Genomic DNA, 17,622 nt, shown 5'->3' on the forward strand with positions numbered 1-17,622 from the left:
GGCGGGTTGTGCCGTGGCGCCGGGTACATCGGGCGTGGCCCGGGGCGGAGTCTTCTTCATCTTGTTCACTGGCCTTTCACCTGGAGGATGTGCACCGGTTCGGTGAATGCATCCAGTCGCACGTAATTGTCGGCCGACCAGGTCCAGACGGCTCCCGAGACCAGGTCCCGCACCTCGAACGCGTGTCCGGCCGGGATGCCGAACTTGGTCGTGTCTAGGTGCACGGTCGTTTCCCGGGCGGAGTGCGGGTCGACGTTGGCGACGATGATCAGAGCGTCGGCACGACCCGTTCCGGTGAACGGGGCGTCAAGGAACTTGCTGTAGACGAGGATCGATTCGTCGTCGCTTCCGTGGATGTTGAGGTTCCGCAATTGCCGGAGCGCCGGGTGTTCCCGCCGGATCCGGTTCAGCAGGGTGATGAAGGGCGCGAGCGATGTGCCCTGGTCCACCGCGTGGTCGAAGTCACGCGGGCGGTACTCGTACTTCTCGTTGTTGATGCTCTCCTCGGCGCCCGGGCGGGCGACGCTCTCGTAGAGTTCGAAGCCTGCGTAGACGCCCCAGGTGGGAGCCGCGGTCGCCGCGAGGGCGGCCCGGATCTTGAACGCGGCTGGACCACCGAACTGCAGGTATTCGGTGAGGATGTCCGGCGTGTTCACGAACAGGTTCGGTCGCAGGAAATCCGCGGTCTCGTGCGCGAGCCCGTCGAAGAATTCCTCCAGCTCTTCCTTGGTGTTGCGCCAGGTGAAGTAGGTGTACGACTGCTGGAAACCGACTTTGCCCAGCGCGTGCAGGAGAGCCGGCCGGGTGAAAGCCTCGGCCAGGAACACCACGTCGGGGTACTCGGTGTTGACCTCGTTGATCAGCCATTCCCAGAAGTCGAGCGGCTTGGTGTGCGGGTTGTCCACCCGGAAGATGTTGACGCCCAGCCCGATCCAGTACCGCACGATCCGAAGCACCTCGGCACGGATGCCGTCCGGGTCGTTGTCGAAGTTGATCGGGTAGATGTCCTGGTACTTCTTCGGCGGGTTCTCCGCGTAGGCTATGCTGCCGTCAGGCAGCGTGGTGAACCACTCGGGGTGGGCGGTCACCCAGGGGTGGTCCGGCGAGGCCTGCAACGCCAGGTCGAGCGCGATCTCCAGCCCGGCCTCGCGGGCCTGTCCGACGAACCAGGTGAAGTCCGCCACCGTGCCGAGGTCGGGGTGGATGGCGTCGTGGCCGCCGTCGGCCGAACCGATCGCCCAGGGCGAACCGGGGTCGTTCGGCCCGGCGTCGAGCGAGTTGTTGGGACCCTTCCGGAATGCGCGGCCGATCGGGTGGATCGGCGGCAGGTAGAGCACGTCGAAGCCCATGGCTGCGACGCCGGAAAGCCGGGCGGCCGCCGACCTGAACGTTCCGCTGGTCCAGGTGCCGTCCACGTTCTTCACGGCGCCCTCAGAGCGGGGGAAGAACTCGTACCAGGCGCCGACACCGGCTCGTTCCCGCTCGACGATGATCGTCCGCGGCTCAGAGATCGTCTCCAGGCTCGAGATCGGGCGAACGGATGCCGCGGCGTGCACCTCCTCGCCGGTGGCCGCCGCGAGGCGCTGGTCCACGGGGAGCGTTCGGTCGCCGAGGATGCCGGCCGTCGCCTGGAGCAGCGTGCGCTCGGCGGCCGGGCGACTGGTGTCAGCTGCACCCCGGCCGAGCAGTTCGGCGCCGATCATGAACATCAGCTCGACGTCGATCCCGGCCGGGATCTTCACCGACGCATTGTGCTCCCAGGTCGCGAAGTCGTCCGCATACGCGCGCACCCGGTACTGCCAGGTGCCGGCTGCGCCCAGTTGCACGGCGGTTTCCCAGCGGTCGGTACCGGCCACAGGGAGCGTCATCGGATGGCTGCTCTGCGTGCCGTCCGGGCCGGTGAGCAGCACGCTGACGCCGATCAGGTCGTGGCCCTCCCGGAACGCGGTGGCGCTGAACGGCACGACTTCGCCGGCGAACGCACGCGCAGGCCACAGGTTGTCCGGCAGCTGGGGGCTGAGACCCAGCACGGGGATGCGTCCGGCGCGCGTCACCGTGCCGGAGGCGGTGCCGGTGCCCGGCGCGATCGGCTTGGCCGCCGCGGCCTCGGCCGCGGGAATCTTCGCCGCCGAAGCTTTCGCTGCCGTAGTCTTCGCTGCCGGAGTCTTTCCTGCTGGGGTCTTTGCTGTCCTGGCCACATCACGACCGTAGCGCGAAAACCGGTGAACGGGGCCGCATCCGTTTACCCGTTGGAGCGGGCGCGGCCCTAGTGTGGTCCCGTGAAGGCGATCCGTAAATTTACCGTCCGTGCCGTCCTGCCCGAGTCGCTCCAGGCGCTCGAAGAGCTCGCCGGCAACCTGCGCTGGTCGTGGCACGAGCCCACCCGGCAATTGTTCGAGCACATCGCGCCAGACCTCTGGCGCTCGTCGGGACACGACCCGGCCGCCCTGCTGGGCGCCGTCGAACCGAGCAGACTCGAAGAGCTGGCCGTCGACCACGACTATGTCGCCGGGGTCAACCTGATACGCGACGACCTCCGCGCCTACCTGGAGGAGCCCCGCTGGTACCAGTCCCTGGAAGGCGACAAACCCGACCGCATCGCATACTTCTCGCCGGAGTTCGGCATCGCGGCGGCCCTGCCCCAGTACTCCGGTGGCCTCGGCATCCTCGCCGGCGACCATCTCAAGAGCGCGTCAGACCTCGGCGTGCCGCTGGTGGGCGTCGGGCTCTTCTACCGCGCCGGTTATTTCAGCCAGTCGATCTCCCCGGACGGCTGGCAGATGGAAAGCTACCCGGTCCTCGACCCCGACGGGTTGCCGTTGTCGGTGCTCCGGCACGGTGACGGGTCCCCGGCGCAGGTGTCGCTCGCGCTTCCCGAGGACCGCACCCTGCACGCCAGGATCTGGCAGGCATCCGTCGGCCGGATCACCCTGCTGCTCCTCGACACCGACATCCCGGAGAACCCCGACGACCTCCGCCTGGTCACGGACCGCCTGTACGGCGGCGGGGGAGAGCACCGCCTGATGCAGGAGCTGCTCCTCGGCATCGGCGGCGCGCGGGCGGTGAAGCTGTGGAGCAAACTGGGCTCCAGCCCGGAACCCGACGTGTTCCACACCAACGAGGGCCACGCCGGATTCCTGGGCCTCGAGCGGATCTCCAGCCTCATCGGTGAGGGGCTCACCTTCCAGGAGGCGCTGCAGGTCGCCAGGGCCGGCACGGTCTTCACCACCCACACTCCCGTCGCCGCCGGCATCGACCGCTTCGAGCGCCCGCTGATGAAGCGCTACCTCGGCACCGAGCTGCTGCCGGGGGTGGCCGTCGACGACGTGCTGGCCCTCGGCGCCGAGAACTACGACGGCGGTTCGCCCGACGTATTCAACATGGCCGTGATGGGCCTCCGGCTCGGGCAGCACGCCAACGGCGTGTCCACGCTGCACGGCGAGGTGAGCCGGCGGATGTTCAGCGGGCTGTGGCCGGGATTCGATGCGGCGGACGTGCCGATCGGTTCTATCACCAATGGCGTGCACCCGCCGACCTGGACCGACCCGGCGCTGCTCACCCTCGCGGAGAGCCGACTGGGAACCGGCGACACCAGCGCCGCGGACTGGGCGTCGCCCGCCGTCTCCGACCAGGAACTCTGGGCGGTGCGCGGTCGGATGCGGCTGCAGTTCGTGCAGGACGCCCGCCGGCGACTGGTCGCAGCCTGGAAGGAACAGAACGCCGGCGGTATCCCCCCGGCGTGGCTGAATGAGGTGTTCGACCCGAACGTGCTCACGATCGGCTTCGCCCGGCGGGTACCCACCTACAAGCGACTCACCCTCATGCTGCACGACCCCGAGCGGCTGCGCGCACTCCTGACCCACCCGACCCGGCCGATCCAGATCGTGATCGCCGGCAAGTCACACCCCGCCGACGAGGAGGGCAAGCGGCTGATCCAGCAGATCGTGCAGTTCGCCGAGGACCCCGAGCTGCGTACGAGGATCGCCTTCTTGCCCGACTACAACATCTCGATGGCGCAACTGATGTACCCGGGCACCGACGTCTGGCTGAACAACCCGTTGCGCCCCCTCGAAGCGTGCGGCACGTCCGGCATGAAGGCCGCGCTCAACGGGGCGCTCAACCTGTCGATCCTCGACGGCTGGTGGCCCGAGTACTACGACGGACAGAACGGCTGGGCGATTCCGTCAGCGGATGCCGCCGGCGACCCGGTCGAACGCGACAAGGTCGAGGCCGAAGCCCTCTACGATCTGCTCGAACACCAGGTTAGCCCACCGTTCTACGAGCGGAACGCGGATGACGTTCCGGAACGGTGGGTGACGAGCATCCGTCACACCCTGGCGACCCTCTCGCCTGAGCTCTCGGCCGACCGGATGGTGCGGCAGTACGTGGAGCGGATGTACCGCCCGGCCGGTTCCGCAGAGGCGGCCCTCACCTCCGACAACTACCGCGGTGCCCGGGAACTGGCCGCGTGGAAGTCGAGGATCTCGCGCCAGTGGCCGGGCGTCGCCGTCGCCCACGTGGAATCAGGCGGTGTGATGGCGGTGCCTCAGGTCGGTGACGAGCTGCACCTGCGGGCGCACGTGCAGTTGAACGGCCTGAGTGCCGACGACGTCAGTGTGCAGGTCGTCTACGGGCGCAGCCTGAACGGCGACGAGCTGCAGGGCACCCGGACGCAGGACCTGGTCCTGGACGGTGACACCGGCGCCGACGCTGACGCGGGCGCATCCGTCGGCGCTGACGCGGCATCCGCCGACGGGGCATCCGCTGACGAGCCGGGCGGCACCTTCGGCGGCCAGGCCGGCCCGGTGATCGTCGCAGAGGGCTCGACCCTGTTCACCGGCACGGTCATCCTCGATCGTGCCGGCGGCTTCGGCTACACGGTGCGTGTCGTGCCCCGGCACGAGCTCTTGGCCGGCCCCGCCGAGATGGGCCTGATCGCCGTCGCGAGCTGACCCCTCCTCTCCGCCCCACTCCTCTCCCTGTTCCGTACCCGTCCCGCGAAACCGCACTTGTTGGGGTTATCAGGCCCGCATAACCCCAACAAATGCGTTTTCGCCGAAGGGGGAAGGGGCACGGAGCGAGGGTCAGGCGTGGCGGGCGATCGCGGCGAAGGCCCCACCTGTCGCCCGTTGCAGGTCCGCCGGGGCGAGTTCGATGTCCAACCCGCGTCGACCGCCGGAGACGAACACCGTGTCGAACGACTCAGCGGATGCGTCGATCACGGTGGCCAGGGAGCTCTTCTGCCCGATCGGGCTGATCCCGCCCACCACGTAGCCGGTCTTCCGCTCCGCGACCCGCGGGTCGGCCATGGTCGCCTTCTTCGCGCCGACGTAGGCGGCAAGCGCCTTGAGATCGAGCTGCCCGGTGACGGGGACGATGCCGACGACCAGCCGCCCGTCGGCGTCGGCGAGCAGGGTCTTGAACACTCGCTCAGGGTCCAGCCCGAGCTTCTCGGCCGCCTCGAGTCCGAAGCTGGCCGCTGCCGGGTCGTGTTCGTAGCGGTGGGGCGTGAACGCGATCCCCGCTCGCGTGAGTTGCGCCGTCGCCGGGGTACCGGTATCCGCTTTCCTGCTGCTCATTCGCAACCTGCTCCGCGGCCTAATGCGCCCTGAGCAGCTGCATCGAGGCGCCAGCGACCGAGAGCGGTGTGCCCGGTGCGTGCTCGATGACCGTTTCGCGGAGGTCGTCGTGGCTGGAGTCCCAGAGCGTCGTGTAGCCGACCACGCCGGGGTGCTCGGGCAGGGAGACGGTGACATCCGCTTCGAGTCCGTGCACGATCAGCAGAACCCGGTTGGGCTCCCCGTGCTCTGGCGTACTGGCGACCAGGTACTGAACCGTCCGCTGGGACGGCGAGTTCCAGTTCTCCTCGCCCATCGCTGTGCCGTTCGCGTCGTACCACTCCATCTGGCTGGCGCTCGGAACCTCCTCACCGGGCCGCCCGAAATGAGAGGGGCGAAGCGCCGGGTTCTCCCGCCGCGCCCGGAGCAGGGTGCGGGTGACACGGCGCAGGTCCTGCTGCCAGTCGTCGAGGTCCCAGCTGAGCCAGTTGAGCTCGCTGTCGTGACAGTACGGGTTGTTGTTTCCCCGCTGGCTGCGGCCGAATTCGTCGCCGGCCGTGATCATCGGCACGCCCGCGGACAAGAGCAGCGTTCCCATCAGGTTGCGCATCGCCTTGCGGCGGGCGGCGAGGATCGCCCGGTCACGGGTGGGACCCTCGACGCCGTGGTTGAAGGAGTTGTTCTTGTCGGTGCCGTCACGGTTCGACTCGCCGTTGCCGACATTGTGCTTGACGTTGTACGCGGTGAGGTCGGCCATGGTGAAACCGTCGTGCGCGGTGATGAAGTTGAGCGACGCGAGTGGCCGGCGCCCGGAGCTGAAGGTGGTCGAGGAGCCGGCCAGGTGGGTGGCGAAGCGGCCGATCCCGCTGGCCGCGTGGCCGCCGGCCCTGGCGGCGGCGATGTCCCCCAGCCAGAAATCGCGCATCCGGTCGCGATAACGGTCGTTCCACTCCGACCAGCCGGCCGGGAAGTTGCCGGTCTGCCAGCCGCCCGGTCCGACGTCCCAGGGTTCGGCGACCAGTTTCACGCCGGCCAGCTGCGGGTCGTCGGCAATGGCGGCCAGAAGCGGATGTTCCGGGTCGAATTCCCCGTTCCGGTCCCGGCCCAGGGTAACCGCGAGGTCGAACCGGAAGCCATCGATCTGGACCTCGTTCGCCCAGTAGCGCAAGGAGTCGAGCACCAGCCGGGTCGGCGCGGTACGGCTGAAGTCGACGGTGTTGCCGCAGCCGGTGACGTCGATGTACGCGCCGGACTGGTCCTGCCGGTAGTAGCCGGCGTTGTCGATGCCGCGGAAGCTGTGCACCGGGCCGTTCCGACCCTCCTCTGCGGTGTGGTTGTACACCACGTCGAGGATGACCTCGAGGCCCGCCTCGTGCAGCAGCTTCACCATGCCCTTGAACTCGCGGAGGACCGCCTCCGGTCCAGCCTGTTGGGCGGCAAGGGAGGCGTAGTCGGCGTGCGGCGCGAAGAAGTTCAGGGTGTTGTAGCCCCAGTAGTTGGTGAGCCCCTGCTTGACCAGGCGCTGCTCGGAGACGAATGCGTGCACCGGAAGCAGCTCGACGGCGGTGACCCCGAGGTCAGTGAGGTACGCGATCGTCGACGGGTGGGCGAGCCCGGCGTAGGTCCCGCGGAGAGCGGGCGGGATGGCGCGGTTGAGCTTGCTCATGCCGCGCACATGCGCCTCGTAGACCACGGTGCGGTCCATTGGCGTGGCGGGCTTGGTGGAGCCGGCCCAGTCGAAATCGCCGTCGACGACGACGGACTGCCACTGCTGGCCGCCCACCCGCACCAGGCCCCGGGAATACGGCTCGACCAGCGTCTTCTCGGGCCGGAACGCGTTCTCCGGGCCGACCGGCCCGGCGACCCGGATGCCGTAGCGCCGGCCGGGCGTCAGCGTGCGGGTCCGCCCGGACCAGACGCCCGCCACCTCCTGCGTCATCGGAACGGTTTTCACGATCCAATTCGGATCAGTCTCATCGAAGATGCACAATTCCATGGCGTCGGCGCTCGCAGACCACACCCGCAACTCGCCGCCGTGGGCGGTCGCGCGCACGCCGAGGTTGCGCAGGGGATCGGCGTCAGTCATGGGTTCTAGAGTAATGAGTATGGCCGTTTATCTTGACCACGCGGCGACCACCCCCATGCTGCCCGCCGCCATCATTGCCTACACCGAGGCGATGGGCATCGTCGGCAACCCCGCTTCCATCCACAGCCAGGGCCAGAACGCCAAGCGGATGCTGGAGGAGGCGCGCGAGGCGGTTGCGGCCAGCGTCGGCTGTGAACCGATCGAGGTGGTGTTCACCGGCAGCGGCACCGAGTCGATCAACCTCGCAATCAAGGGCCTGTACTGGGCGCGGGCGCCGCGCCCGCGCATCCTCGCCCCCGGCGGGGAGCACCATGCCACCCTCGACACGGTCGAATGGCTCGGCCAGCACGACGGCGCCGCGGTGGAATGGCTGCCGGTCGACGAGCTCGGCCGTATCGACCTGGCCGCGCTGGAGGCGTCGATCGAAGCGGACCCGGGCAGCGTTGCCCTGGTCACCCTGCTCGCCGCGAACAATGAGGTCGGCACCCTCCAGCCGGTCTCGGAGGTCGCAGCCATCGCCGCCCGGCATGGCATCCCGGTGCACGTGGACGCAGTGTCCGCCTACGGGCATGTGCCGCTCGACTTCGCGGCCCTCGGCCGAAGCGGGGTGTCGGCGCTCAGCGTGTCCGCGCACAAGATCGGCGGGCCGGTCGGCATCGCCGCCCTCGTCCTGTCGCGGTCCGTGACCGTGGTGCCGCTGATCCACGGCGGCGGGCAGCAACGCCAGGTGCGAAGCGGCACCCAGGACGTCGCGGCTGCCGTGTCGTTCGCCGTAGCGGCATCCGCTGCCACCCATGATCTTGCAGCCGAGAACGAGCGGCTCGCCGCCCTGCGGGGCAGGCTGGTCGACGGTGTCAGCGCCGCGGTGCCCGACGCGGTGTTGAACGGCGACCCCTCGCCGACCGGTCGCCTGCCCGGCAACGCGCACTTCACCTTCCCCGGCTGCGAAGGCGATTCGCTCCTGTTCCTGCTCGACGCCGCCGGGATCTGCGTCTCCACCGGTTCGGCCTGCCAGGCGGGCATCCCCGAGCCGTCGCACGTGCTGCGGGCGATGGGCCGCAGCGAGGCCCTGGCCCGCGGAGCGCTTCGCATCACCCTGGGCCGCACGACAACGGATGCCGACGTCGACGCGTTCCTCGCCGCGCTGCCGGCCGCGTACGCGCAGGCCGCCAGGGCCGGCCTGGCCGACCGCGCGCCCGGCCGCTGACGCCGGTGCGCCTGCCGCCGCGAACGGAGCGGCCGGGGATGTGGGACGGGCAGGAAAACGGCGCGTACACTTAACCAGTGAAAGTTTTGGCAGCAATGAGCGGTGGGGTGGACTCCGCCGTCGCCGCGGCCCGCGCGGTCGAGGCGGGACACGAGGTCGTCGGGGTGCACCTGGCGCTGTCCCGGATGCCGGGAACCCTGCGCACCGGCAGCCGCGGCTGCTGCACCATCGAAGACTCGATGGATGCCCAGCGGGCTGCGAACATCATCGGCATCCCGTATTACGTGTGGGACTTCTCCGAGCGGTTCAAGCTCGACGTGGTCGATGACTTCATCGCGGAGTACTCGGCCGGCCGCACCCCGAACCCGTGCATGCGCTGCAACGAGCGGATCAAGTTCGCCGCCCTCCTGGAGAAGGCGCTGGCTCTCGGTTTCGACGCCGTCGCCACCGGCCACTACGCAAGCATCGTCCGTGACGCGGACGGCAACCCCGAACTGCACCGGGCCGCAGCATGGGCGAAGGACCAGTCGTACGTGCTCGGCGTGCTCACCGCCGACCAGCTCGCGCACTCGATGTTCCCGCTCGGCGCGACGCCATCCAAGGCGGAAGTGCGCGCCGAAGCCGCCGAGCGCGGGTTCTCCGTCGCCACCAAGCCAGACTCCCACGACATCTGCTTCATCCCCGACGGCGACACCCGTGGCTGGCTCGCCGACCGGGTCGGCGCCGAACCGGGCGACATCGTCGACCGGTCCGGAGCCAAGCTCGGCGATCACGAGGGCGCCGCAGCGTACACCGTCGGCCAGCGCCGCGGCCTCTCCATCGGCACCCCCGCCGCCGACGGCAAGCCGCGGTTCGTGCTCGAGGTGCGCCCCGTCTCGAACACGGTCGTGGTCGGCCCGAAGGAAGCCCTCGACATCGGCGAGATCGCCGGGTCCACGTTCACCTGGGCCGGGTTGCCTCCCGCGAACCCGGAGGTCGCATTCGATTGCGAGGTGCAGATTCGCGCCCATGCCGACCCGGTGCCGGCCGTCGCGCAGGTGGTGACCCAGGCGGGCACCGAAGCGCCCGAACTGAAGATCACCCCGAACGTGCCGCTCACCGGCGTCGCCCCCGGCCAGACGGCAGTCGTCTACGTCGGCACCCGTGTTCTCGGCCAGTGCACCATCGACCGCACGGTGTCAGCCGTCCCGGTTCCCGCCTAGCCCGGCCCTTTCGCTGTCGGGGGTCCGCCCTAAACTGAATTCGTGGCAGACACCTACACCCCCGGCGAACTCGAAGCGGCCAGCACGGAGGCCGAACGCCTGACGACTCGTATCCTCGAGCTGCGCGACGCGTACTACCAGCAGAACGCGGCCATCGCCTCCGACGAGGAATACGACGGATTCCTCCACCGACTGGAGGAACTTGAACGGCTGTTCCCGGAGCTGCAAAGCCAGGACAGCCCGACGCAGACCGTCGGTGGCCGAGCCCAGAGCCTGTTCGACCCGGTGCAGCACGCCGAGCGGATGCTGAGCCTCGACAACGTGTTCAGCATCGACGAGTTCTCCGGCTGGGCCGCGAAGGTCGAGCGCGACGCCGGCCGGCCCGTGCACTACCTGTGCGAGCTGAAGATCGACGGCCTCGCCATCAACCTCCGCTACCAGAACGGTGTGCTCCTCACCGCTGCGACCCGCGGTGACGGCGTGATCGGTGAGGACGTCACCGAGAACATCGCATTCGTCAACGGGATCCCGCGTCGCCTGGCCGGCTCCGGGCATCCGTCGCTGGTCGAGGTACGGGGGGAGGTCTTCTTCCCGGTCGAGTCGTTCCGGGAACTCAACGCCCAGCAGGCTGAAGCCGGCGAACGGGTCTTCGCCAACCCCCGCAACGCCGCCAGTGGGTCGCTGCGGCAGAAGTCCGAGAGCAAGAACGCCGCCGGCCTGAAACTCATGCGCGACCGGCTCGGCCGGTTACGGATGCTGGTGCACGGCATCGGCGCGTGGGAGCGTCCCCCGGTGTCCGCACAGTCCGAGATCTATGAGCTCCTGGCGAGCTGGGGCCTGCCCACCAGCAGCCACTACCGGGTGAAGGATTCGGCTCTTGAAGCGGCGGGGTTCATCGAGTATTTCGGTGAACACCGGGGGAGTGTCGAGCACGAGATCGACGGCATCGTGGTCAAGGTGGACGAGCTCGCCCTGCACGATGAGCTCGGGGCCACCAGCCGCGCGCCGCGCTGGGCGATCGCCTACAAATACCCGCCGGAGCAGGTCAACACCACGCTCCTCGATATCGTCGTGAGCGTGGGGCGCACCGGCCGCGCCACACCGTTCGCCGTGATGAAGAAGGTGAGGGTCGCCGGGTCAGAAGTGCGCCAGGCCACCCTGCACAACCAGGACGTGGTCAAGGCCAAGGGCGTGCTGATCGGCGACACCGTGGTGCTGCGGAAGGCCGGGGACGTGATTCCGGAGGTCCTCGGGCCGGTGGTGGAACTCCGCGACGGCACCGAGCGCGAGTTCGTCATGCCCGTCAACTGCCCCGAGTGCGGCACCCCGCTCGCGCCGGCCAAGGAAGGCGACGTCGACCTCCGCTGCCCGAACGCGAAGAGCTGCCCCGCGCAGGTGCGCGGCCGGGTCGAGCACGCCGGCTCCCGCGGAGCGCTCGACATCGAAGCGCTCGGCGAGGTCGCCGCGGCAGCTCTGACCCAACCGACAGTGCCCGCGGAGCCGCCGCTTCCCACCGAGGCCCGCCTGTTCAGCCTCGACATCGACGATCTGCTCCCGATCGGGGTGGTCGTCCGCGACGCCGAAACCGGCCTGCCGAAGGAAGACGATGACGGCGCCCTCCGCATGCGCACCCCGTTCCGGCGCAACCCGTCCGTGGCCGAGAAGAAGCAGGGCCTGACCGGGCCGCAGCCGTCGTCGAGTGCGCTCACCCTCCTGGCGGAGATCGAACGCGCCAAGACCAAGCCGTTGTGGCGGCTGATCGTGGCCCTCAGCATCCGTCATGTCGGCCCGGTCGCCGCACGGGCGCTGGCCGACTACTTCGGCTCGCTCGACGCCATCCGTTCCGCCTCGCGCGACGAGCTCGCCCAGGTCGAAGGGGTCGGCGGTATCATCGCCGACGCGGTGCTGGACTGGTTCACCGTCGACTGGCACCGGGAGATCGTCGAAGAATGGGCGCGAGCGGGGGTGCAATTCGACACGCCTGGCCACCCCGGGCCGGGAGCTGCCGGGGAGGCTGGCGGAGTGTTGGCCGGCGTCACCGTCGTCGCCACCGGGTCACTCGAGGGGTTCACCCGCGAGGGCGCACTCGAGGCCATCATCGCCGCTGGCGGGAAGGCGGCGTCGAGCGTGTCGAAGAAGACCGACTTCGTGGCGGCCGGGCCCGGCGCCGGCTCCAAGCTCGCCAAGGCCGAGGAACTCGGTCTCACCATCATCGACGCCGACGGCTTCCGACGCCTGCTCGCCGACGGGCCCGCCGCGTTCGCCGAGCCCGCCGGCTAGCCACCGCCGAGTCCGCCGGGGCGCGCCTCCCGCCGAGCCCCTCTGATCCCGTCACGCTGCGGTTTTGACCACGCGCGGTGGGCAGGCCCTCAGCGTGTGGACGAATCCTCAGCGCGAGCGGGTGGGGTCGGCCGCGGGCCGGGCGGGAAGCGCGGCCGGTGCAGGAATCCGCAGCACCGCGGGTCGGCCGGCACACCGGCAGGGCGGCGCGCGAGTCTGAACACCGTCACGCTGCGGTTTTGTCCACGCGCGGTGGGCAGGCCCTCAGCGTGTGGACAAATCCTCAGCGCGAGCGGGTGCGGTGCGCGCACGGGGTGAATCCACCGGGACCTTCGCCCGGATCGGCCGTGGATCCGTGTACCTCATCGAGTGGACACCCGCCCGACACCGAACGTTCCGGCAGAACACCCCCGAAACGGGGGTCGACCGACCTTTTTAGCTGAGAATCGGCTCGATAGGCTGTGAGGGCCGGGCACCGACCGGTGTCGAGCCGTGTCGGCGGCTCGTCGTGGGTGAGGGGACGTACCCGAGTTTGCTGTGGGAAATGGCAGCTCTAGCGGCCTCGCTTGCTCTGGGCGGAGCCAGCGAGGCGTCCAGCGTGCCCGCCAACGTGACGATAAGCGTCAGCGAACGGCTGCCCACCCGCACCTCCGACCGCCCCGGCAATGTGGACTCCTCCGCCGTCTGGCTGGGCACGGAGCCCCGGCTGGCGGCATCCGTTGACGTCGAGCTGAGCGCGCTGCGGAACATGACGGGGATATCCCTGCTCGCCGGTCTCAGCCGGCTCCCGGTCTCCGACGTCTCCGCCTTCGTGGCGCAGTACCCGGCACAGGTGGACGCCCTGCTGGCCGCACCCCCCACCGCGAACCTCGTCACCGGCTGGTGGGGCGGGCTTCAAACGGATGCGCGAGCGGCGCTCAGCGCAGGCTCGCCCCGGTTGGTGGGGAACCTCGACGGTATTCCGCTGCGGGAACGCAGCCGCGCCAACCTGCGCTACCTCGGGCAGGCCCTCGACGAGACCCGGGCGGAACTCGCGGCCGCCACCACGACGGCCCGCCGTGGGGAACTCGCCACCAGCCTCGACCTGCTCACCCAGGTCCGCGAAGCGTTGGCCCCCGGCCCCGGCGGCGTCAAACGCTCGCTCGTGCTGCTCGACCCGACCGACGGCGGCCGCGCCGCGATCGCACTCGGAAATCCCGACACCGCAGACTTCGTGAGCTACCTGGTGCCCGGCATGAACTACTCGGTGCACGACCAGATCGTGAACTGGTCCAACACCGCCGAAGCCCTCTACACCGAACAGAAGGCGGCACTGGCCGACCTCGGCGGAACCGGGACCAGCATGAAGAGCGTGGCCACCATCTCCTGGATCGGCTACCGCGCCCCCGACCTGTTCTCGGTGGGCGGCCTCGACCGGGCCGAGGCCGGCGCTGACTTCCTCGAGGAATCCTGGCTCGGCATCCGCTCGGCCCGCGGCGCCGACCAACCGTACATCTCCGTGTTCGCACACTCCTACGGTTCGACCGTTGCCCTGGTCGCCCTGGCCCGCGGATCGGTGGAGGTGGACGCACTGGTGATGGTGGGCTCTCCCGGCAGCGCGCTGCAGTCCGCCGCCGGCCTGGGCGTGCGCGGCCATAACGTGTACGTCGGCGAGGCCGACTGGGACCCCGCCGTCAACAGCGCCTTCTTCGGTAGCGACCCCGGCTCCTCGTCGTACGGTGCGAAGACACTCGGAGTCTCCGGCGGCCGCGACCGGGTCACCGGCGCCCGGCTCGCCGGGTCGATCGGGCACAACGAATACTTCAAGCCCGGCAGCGAGTCACTGCGCAACATGGCCCTCATCGGGACCGACAACGCGAAACTGGCGACCGACGGCTCCGAATAGACTTGGGGCATCCACCTCGAACGCAATCGGAGTAACATGCCCGAAATCACGGCCGAGCAGGTAGCCCACCTGGCACACCTCGCCCGAATCGACCTCAGCCCGGAAGAGATCGCACACCTCACCGCAGACCTCGGCCAGATCGTCGAATCCGTGGCCAAGGTGTCCGAGGTCGCCACCGCCGACATTCCGGCCACCAGCCACCCGATGCCGTTGACCAACGTCTTCCGCCCCGACGTGGTCGTGCCGTCACTCACGGTCGAGCAGGCGCTCTCCGGCGCCCCTGACCACGACGGTGACAAGTTCCGCGTGCCCGCCATCCTGGACGAAGAGTAGGGACGAGGAGCCCATATGACTGACCTGATCACCCTCCCCGCCGCCACCTTGGCCGGCCTCCTGGCCGACCGCACCGTCAGCTCCGTCGAGGTCACGCGCGCCCACCTCGACCACATCCACGCCGTCGACACCGACCTGCACGCGTTCCTGCATGTGGCCAAGGATGCCGCACTCGCCACCGCCGCCCGGGTCGACGCCCGCCGCGCCGCAGGCGAGGCCCTCGGCCCGCTGGCCGGGGTGCCGATCGCCATCAAGGACGTGCTGGCCACCAAGGACATGCCGTCCACGTCCGGCTCGAAGATCCTCGAAGGCTGGATCCCGCCGTACGACGCCACCGTGGTGCGGAAGCTCCGCGAGGCCGACCTGATCCCGCTCGGCAAGACCAACATGGACGAGTTCGCGATGGGCTCATCCACCGAGCACTCCGCCTACGGGCCCACCCGCAACCCATGGGACCAGGACCGCATCCCCGGCGGCTCCGGCGGCGGTTCTGCCGCAGCCGTCGCCTCCTTCGAGGCGCCGCTGGCCCTTGGCAGCGACACCGGCGGCTCCATCCGCCAGCCGGCCGCCGTCACCGGATCGGTCGGCGTCAAGCCGACCTACGGCGGCGTCTCCCGATACGGCGCCATCGCGTTGGCCTCCTCCCTCGACCAGGTCGGCCCGGTCTCCCGGAACGTCCTCGACGCCGCGATGCTGCACGACGTGATCGGCGGCCACGACCCGCTCGACTCCACGTCGCTGACGGATGCCTGGCCGTCGATGACCGCCGCCGCCCACGCCGGTCTCGCCGACGGGGCGCTGAAGGGCGTGCGCGTCGGCGTGGTGAAGGAGCTGAACGGCGCCGGCTTCCAGGCCGGAGTCAAGCAGCGCTTCGATGAGACGCTGGCGCTCCTGGCCGCCGCCGGGGCGGAGATCAGCGAGGTGAGCGCCCCCAACTTCGAGTACTCCGTCGCCGCCTACTACCTGATCCTCCCCGCCGAGGCGTCCAGCAACCTGGCCCGGTTCGACTCGGTGCGCTTCGGCATCAGGGTCAACCCCGCCGACGGACCGCTCACCAGTGAACGCGTGATGGCCGCCACCCGCGAGGCCGGCTTCGGGCCGGAGGTCAAACGCCGTATCATCCTCGGCACCTACGCCCTCTCCGCCGGTTACTACGACGCCTACTACGGGAGCGCCCAGAAGGTGCGCACCCTGATCCAGCGCGACTTCGCGGCCGCATTCGCGAAGGTCGACGTGCTGGTCTCCCCGAGCGCTCCCACCACGGCGTTCAAGTTCGGTGAGAAGCTCGAAGACCCGATGGCCATGTACCTCAACGACATCACCACTATCCCGGCGAACCTCGCCGGCGTTCCCGGCATGGGACTGCCGATGGGACTGGCACCGGAGGACGGCCTCCCGGTCGGCCTGCAGGTGATGGCACCGGCCGGCCAGGACGCCCGCCTGTACACCTTCGGCACGGCCGTGGAACGCCTGCTCGAAGCCCAGTGGGGCCACACCCTGCTCAGCCAGGCGCCCGCGCTCACCCCCACCGAAATGTTCGCAAGCGAAGAAGGAGCGCTCTGATGGCGAAAGTGAGCCTGATGGACTACGACAAGGCCTTGGAGCTGTACGAGCCGGTGCTCGGTTTCGAAGTGCACGTCGAACTGAACACCAAGACCAAGATGTTCTGCGGCTGCGCCAATGAATTCGGCCAGGGCGCGAACACCAACACCTGCCCCACCTGCCTCGGACTTCCGGGCGGCCTTCCGCAGGTGAACCAGCAGGCCATCGAGTCGAGCATCCGCCTGGGCCTGGCCCTGGGCTGCGAGATCGCCGAATACTCGCGGTTCGCACGAAAGAACTACTTCTACCCCGACACCGCGAAGAACTTCCAGACCTCGCAGTACGACGAACCGATCGCCTTCGACGGCGAACTCACCATCGAACTGGCCAGCGGCCGGCAGGTGACCGTGCAGATCGAACGCGCGCACATGGAGGACGACGCCGGCAAGCTCACCCACAAGGGTGGCGCCACCGGCCGCATCCAGGGTGCCGAGTATTCGCTCGTCGACTACAACCGCGGCGGGGTGCCGCTGGTGGAAATCGTCACCCGGATGATCGAGGGCGGCGAGGCCGACTCGCCCGAGATCGCGAAGACCTACGTGGCCGCGGTGCGGGAGATCGTCAAGGCGCTCGGTGTGTCGAACGCGCGCATGGAAGAGGGCAACGTGCGCTGCGACGCGAATGTGTCACTGCGCCCGCGCGGTTCCAACGTGCTCGGCACCCGCACCGAGACCAAGAACGTCAACTCGCTTCGCTCGGTCGAACGCGCCGTACGGTACGAGATCCAGCGCCAAGCCGCACTGCTGTCCGCCGGCGGAACGATCACGCAGGAGACCCGGCACTGGCACGAGGACACCGGCACCACCTCCGCCGGACGCCCCAAGTCGGACGCCGACGACTACCGGTACTTCCCCGAACCCGACCTGGTGCCGATGGCCCCGTCGCGCGAGTGGGTCGAGGAGCTCCGCGCCACCCTGCCGGAGCCTCCCGCGGCGCGCCGCAAGCGCCTGCAGGCCGACTGGGGATTCGCGAACCTGGAATTCCAGGACGTCGTGAACTCCGACCTGCTCGACGCGATCGAGGCAACCGTCGCCGGCGGCGCGTCACCCCAGTCCGCCCGCAAGTGGTGGACCGGCGAGATCGCCCGCCTGGCGAACGCCCAGGGCGTCGCCTCAGACTCGCTGATCCAGCCGCTTCAGGTGGCAGCACTGATCGAGCTGGTCGAAGCCGGGACCCTGACCGACCGGCTGGCGCGACAGGTCCTGGAAGGCGTCATCGCGGGCGAGGGGACCCCCACCGAAGTGGTCGAGAAGCGCGGCCTCGCCGTCGTCTCCGACGACGGCATGCTCGTCGCCGCCATCGACGAAGCACTCGCCGCCCAGCCCGACGTGCTCGCTAAGATCCGTGACGGCAGGGTGCAGGCGGCCGGCGCCGTCATCGGAGCGGTCATGAAAGCCATGCGCGGCCAAGCCGATGCCGCCCGGGTGCGGGAACTCGTCCTCGAGCGTGCCGGGACGGTGGACTAGGCC

The 17,622-nt window shown here is 69.4% G+C and carries 11 protein-coding genes; 8 read left to right on the plus strand and 3 right to left on the minus strand.

What is annotated here, in order from left to right:
* Nucleotides 1-65: 65 nt before the first annotated feature.
* Nucleotides 66-2,054 carry an alpha-1,4-glucan--maltose-1-phosphate maltosyltransferase gene (locus tag AB4Y94_RS13985; protein ID WP_441728531.1) on the minus strand — a complete coding sequence of 663 codons (1,989 nt, stop codon included), beginning with the start codon at nucleotides 2,052-2,054 and terminating at the stop codon, nucleotides 66-68.
* Nucleotides 2,055-2,279: 225 nt separating this feature from the next.
* On the opposite strand from AB4Y94_RS13985, the gene glgP reads away from it, so the two are divergent.
* The gene (gene glgP, locus AB4Y94_RS13990; protein ID WP_441728460.1) at nucleotides 2,280-4,952 is read left to right on the plus strand and encodes an alpha-glucan family phosphorylase; all 2,673 of its coding nucleotides are present in this window, start codon (nucleotides 2,280-2,282) and stop codon (nucleotides 4,950-4,952) included.
* 132 nt (nucleotides 4,953-5,084) lie between these two features.
* Here the strand turns inward: glgP and ybaK are convergent, their stop codons facing one another.
* Both ybaK and glgX read right to left on the minus strand, forming a co-directional pair.
* On the minus strand, nucleotides 5,085-5,579 hold the full coding sequence (gene ybaK, locus AB4Y94_RS13995) for a Cys-tRNA(Pro) deacylase (protein WP_441728462.1): 495 nt from the start codon (nucleotides 5,577-5,579) through the stop codon (nucleotides 5,085-5,087).
* A gap of 19 nt (nucleotides 5,580-5,598) precedes the next feature.
* Nucleotides 5,599-7,644, minus strand: a complete 2,046-nt coding sequence (gene glgX, locus AB4Y94_RS14000) for a glycogen debranching protein GlgX (RefSeq protein WP_441728464.1) — start codon at nucleotides 7,642-7,644, stop codon at nucleotides 5,599-5,601.
* Nucleotides 7,645-7,663: 19 nt separating this feature from the next.
* On the opposite strand from glgX, the gene AB4Y94_RS14005 reads away from it, so the two are divergent.
* From AB4Y94_RS14005 to gatB, 7 genes are all read left to right on the plus strand, one after another.
* A complete protein-coding gene (locus tag AB4Y94_RS14005) occupies nucleotides 7,664-8,851 on the plus strand; it encodes a cysteine desulfurase family protein (protein ID WP_441728466.1) in 1,188 nt (395 codons plus the stop codon).
* A 77-nt stretch (nucleotides 8,852-8,928) separates the two neighbouring features.
* Nucleotides 8,929-10,053 carry a tRNA 2-thiouridine(34) synthase MnmA gene (mnmA, locus tag AB4Y94_RS14010; protein ID WP_441728467.1) on the plus strand — a complete coding sequence of 375 codons (1,125 nt, stop codon included), beginning with the start codon at nucleotides 8,929-8,931 and terminating at the stop codon, nucleotides 10,051-10,053.
* Between the two features lie 42 nt (nucleotides 10,054-10,095).
* A complete protein-coding gene (gene ligA, locus AB4Y94_RS14015) occupies nucleotides 10,096-12,333 on the plus strand; it encodes an NAD-dependent DNA ligase LigA (RefSeq protein WP_441728469.1) in 2,238 nt (745 codons plus the stop codon).
* A 544-nt stretch (nucleotides 12,334-12,877) separates the two neighbouring features.
* On the plus strand, nucleotides 12,878-14,218 hold the full coding sequence (locus AB4Y94_RS14020; RefSeq protein ID WP_441728470.1) for an alpha/beta hydrolase: 1,341 nt from the start codon (nucleotides 12,878-12,880) through the stop codon (nucleotides 14,216-14,218).
* A 36-nt stretch (nucleotides 14,219-14,254) separates the two neighbouring features.
* Complete coding sequence (gene gatC / locus AB4Y94_RS14025) at nucleotides 14,255-14,551, plus strand: Asp-tRNA(Asn)/Glu-tRNA(Gln) amidotransferase subunit GatC (RefSeq protein WP_441728471.1); 297 nt, start codon at nucleotides 14,255-14,257, stop codon at nucleotides 14,549-14,551.
* 15 nt (nucleotides 14,552-14,566) lie between these two features.
* Nucleotides 14,567-16,114, plus strand: coding sequence for an Asp-tRNA(Asn)/Glu-tRNA(Gln) amidotransferase subunit GatA (gatA, locus tag AB4Y94_RS14030; RefSeq protein ID WP_441728472.1), 1,548 nt, complete (start codon nucleotides 14,567-14,569; stop codon nucleotides 16,112-16,114).
* Nucleotides 16,114-17,619 carry an Asp-tRNA(Asn)/Glu-tRNA(Gln) amidotransferase subunit GatB gene (gene gatB, locus AB4Y94_RS14035; RefSeq protein ID WP_441728473.1) on the plus strand — a complete coding sequence of 502 codons (1,506 nt, stop codon included), beginning with the start codon at nucleotides 16,114-16,116 and terminating at the stop codon, nucleotides 17,617-17,619. The genes gatA and gatB overlap by 1 nt, the downstream gene beginning before the upstream one ends.
* Nucleotides 17,620-17,622: the final 3 nt, after the last annotated feature.

The sequence above is a fragment of the Glaciibacter sp. 2TAF33 genome (genome assembly GCF_052114945.1).
In the GTDB taxonomy this organism is placed as follows: domain Bacteria; phylum Actinomycetota; class Actinomycetes; order Actinomycetales; family Microbacteriaceae; genus Cryobacterium.

Bases quoted from the DNA above. Each gene is read 5' to 3' on its own strand.
- ybaK (WP_441728462.1), bottom strand. From the start codon at position 5,579: ATGAGCAGCAGGAAAGCGGATACCGGTACCCCGGCGACGGCGCAACTC.
- glgX (WP_441728464.1), bottom strand. From the start codon at position 7,644: ATGACTGACGCCGATCCCCTGCGCAACCTCGGCGTGCGCGCGACCGCC.
- AB4Y94_RS14005 (WP_441728466.1), top strand. From the start codon at position 7,664: ATGGCCGTTTATCTTGACCACGCGGCGACCACCCCCATGCTGCCCGCC.
- AB4Y94_RS14020 (WP_441728470.1), top strand. From the start codon at position 12,878: ATGGCAGCTCTAGCGGCCTCGCTTGCTCTGGGCGGAGCCAGCGAGGCG.
- gatC (WP_441728471.1), top strand. From the start codon at position 14,255: ATGCCCGAAATCACGGCCGAGCAGGTAGCCCACCTGGCACACCTCGCC.
- gatA (WP_441728472.1), top strand. From the start codon at position 14,567: ATGACTGACCTGATCACCCTCCCCGCCGCCACCTTGGCCGGCCTCCTG.
- gatB (WP_441728473.1), top strand. From the start codon at position 16,114: ATGGCGAAAGTGAGCCTGATGGACTACGACAAGGCCTTGGAGCTGTAC.